The following is a 2,196-nucleotide window of genomic DNA, read 5'->3' as shown; positions in this document are numbered from 1 at the left end:
GTTTAGCGTCTAATCTGCTGCGGAACTGTCGGTCCGGCAAGCAAGGTGTCTTAGAAAGTCTAATAATTTTAGGGAGAGCGCATGAGTGCACAGCCGAAAATGGACGCGGCTCCTAAGATCCCAGCCGAAATTAATACCCGACTGAGGAGCCTGGCGCACGATCTGAGCAACTCGATTGAGACGATTATGCAAGCTTCCTATCTGCTGGAGCAGATGAAGCTGGACGACAGTGCCCGCAAATGGTCAGAACTGATTGACAAAGCCGGGCGGGACTGCGCCAGGATAAACCGTGAGATTCGCGAAATCCTGCGTGCCAGCGCCGCTTAATCCCTAAGCTGCCTTAAGAAGCGGGCGATTGCCCCGCAAGTAGTCCTGTGCTTTTCGGTAGCCTTCGAGAGTCCCCACGTCCATATAGACCTCGCCGCAATGCCTCCCCCTGACAATGTTGCCGGCGGCGATAAACGCGTTCATCAAATCGCCCAGGTATTCGTCAGTACGGTGCCGCGATTCCCACAAGAGCTTTAGCCGATGGAAGGAATCGCCGGTCGTCGTGACGGCGCCCCAGATCCAATTTGACGCGGCAGCATCGGTCTTGACCTGCACTTCCTTGACGTACCCCTGTTCGTCGCAAACGACCGCATCAAACGCCGCAGGATTGGGTACAGGAAAGAGAACCAGATTTACGTCCGTTTGTTCCAGATCGAGGCTGGGGAGGTAGGCATTTTCCGGAAACCAGATAGTATCGGGCAATCCGATGAGCACCTCTTGGTGGGAGCGGGCAAAGGGCGCTGCACGGAAGAGGGCGTCGCACAATCCTTGAGGCTTGCGTTGTACCAGGTAAAAGATTTCGGCAGCATAGTTCTGCTCAGCGTAGTAGCGGATGATGTCAGCCTTCTCCGCTGAAATCACCATACAGATCTGCTCCGCACCGGCAGCGATCATCCGCTCGACGAGGTATTCCGAAACGGCTTTCGGCCGCTCGACGCCATTGATTACGCGCGAACCGACCGGAAGCAGCTCTTTGGAGCAGCCGAGCGGTTGAATTCGCTGGCCTGTCCCGGCGGCAGGAATAATTCCAATCATCGTGCAGCCCCGCTTTCCTTAAGCTCCGCTCCGGAGCGGGCCTCTTCGAAGTATTCGAGCAGTTGTCGGGCGCGGATCTGGCCAGTGTGATCGTCAAGGGTACGCTCGCGGGCGTGCTTGGCACGCGCCGAGAGTTCGGCATCAGACATCGCCATTACCTGCTCCACGTGGTCCGGACGGCTCACTACGCGCAGATCACGCTCCACATCGAAGAAATAATCCAACCCTTCCCACCAGTCGCTGACGAGAGGCGTGGCACAAGCAGCGGCTTCAAAGAAGCGCCCTGAAGGACACCATCCCCATTGGGCCATTTCCCCACGCGTAAGGTTCAGGGTGATGCGACTGGAGGAGTAGAACTGGGGATGATCGTGTGGAGCAATGTGTTCGATTCTCCGGACGTTTTCAGGCCACTGCCAGCCGAAGGGATAAAGCGAACCCGCAAGTACGAATCGCGTTTCAGGATGACGTCGTGAAGGCTCGAGAAAGAGAGAGTCGACTTTCTCTTGCCGGTCGGGCGCATAGGTGCCCATGTAGCTGAGGTCACTTTGGAAATTCGGCGAAGGTTGCACGCGAAAATAGTCGTCGGGGTCAACGCAGCCGTAAAGCGGACGCGCCATGCGGACCCGGTAACGGTTCTCAAGCTCGGAAAGGATCGGCCCTCCGGTGAAGGAGAGCACCAGGTCAAACTCCGGAAGCTGTTCGGGAGAGATGTAGTCAACCGTGCCACAGCCAAAAGTTGCAAGTGTCACCGGAGTATCGAGGTCGTAAAAGACCTTTAAAGGCCGTGCGAGATTCAGCACTTCATCGTTGATTCGGCGGCCTTCAGGAAGATAGCTGGCCGTGAGCACGACGTCAGAATCGCTGGCTTCACTCAGCGCCTCGCTGCGCATCCCAGACCATTCGTCAAAAAGATGCAGCCGACAATACGGAGCGGAATCAAAATCGCGGCGGGCGCGGTAATACGGGACATCTTTCTCGAAAAAGTGAATCTCGTGCCCCATGCGATGCAGCGCCTTGATGATGGCGCGATACGGGGTGGCGTGACCGTTGCCCCAGGAAGAAGAAATTGTCAGGCCAAAGATGGTGATCTTCACGCGAGAATTGCCCTGCCGC

Annotated in this window: 3 protein-coding genes; 1 reads left to right on the top strand and 2 read right to left on the bottom strand. The window is 56.7% G+C overall.

What is annotated here, in order from left to right; genetic code table 11:
• Window positions 1-81 precede the first annotated feature (81 nt).
• Complete coding sequence (locus tag VFU50_21310; GenBank protein ID HEU5235410.1) at window positions 82-327, top strand: hypothetical protein; 246 nt, start codon at window positions 82-84, stop codon at window positions 325-327.
• Window positions 328-330: 3 nt separating this feature from the next.
• Here VFU50_21310 and VFU50_21305 read toward each other — a convergent pair whose 3' ends face one another.
• Together VFU50_21305 and VFU50_21300 are read right to left on the bottom strand one after the other, a co-directional pair.
• A complete protein-coding gene (locus VFU50_21305; protein HEU5235409.1) occupies window positions 331-1,083 on the bottom strand; it encodes a sugar phosphate nucleotidyltransferase in 753 nt (250 codons plus the stop codon).
• On the bottom strand, window positions 1,080-2,196 hold a 1,117-nt coding region (locus tag VFU50_21300; protein HEU5235408.1), incomplete at its 5' end, for a glycosyltransferase. The genes VFU50_21305 and VFU50_21300, both read right to left, overlap by 4 nt.

The sequence above is a fragment of the Terriglobales bacterium genome (assembly GCA_035764005.1).
Lineage (GTDB): Bacteria > Acidobacteriota > Terriglobia > Terriglobales > Acidobacteriaceae > Gp1-AA112.
Note: the sequence above shows the minus strand (reverse complement) of the source record. Positions and strands in the feature narration are given on the sequence as shown.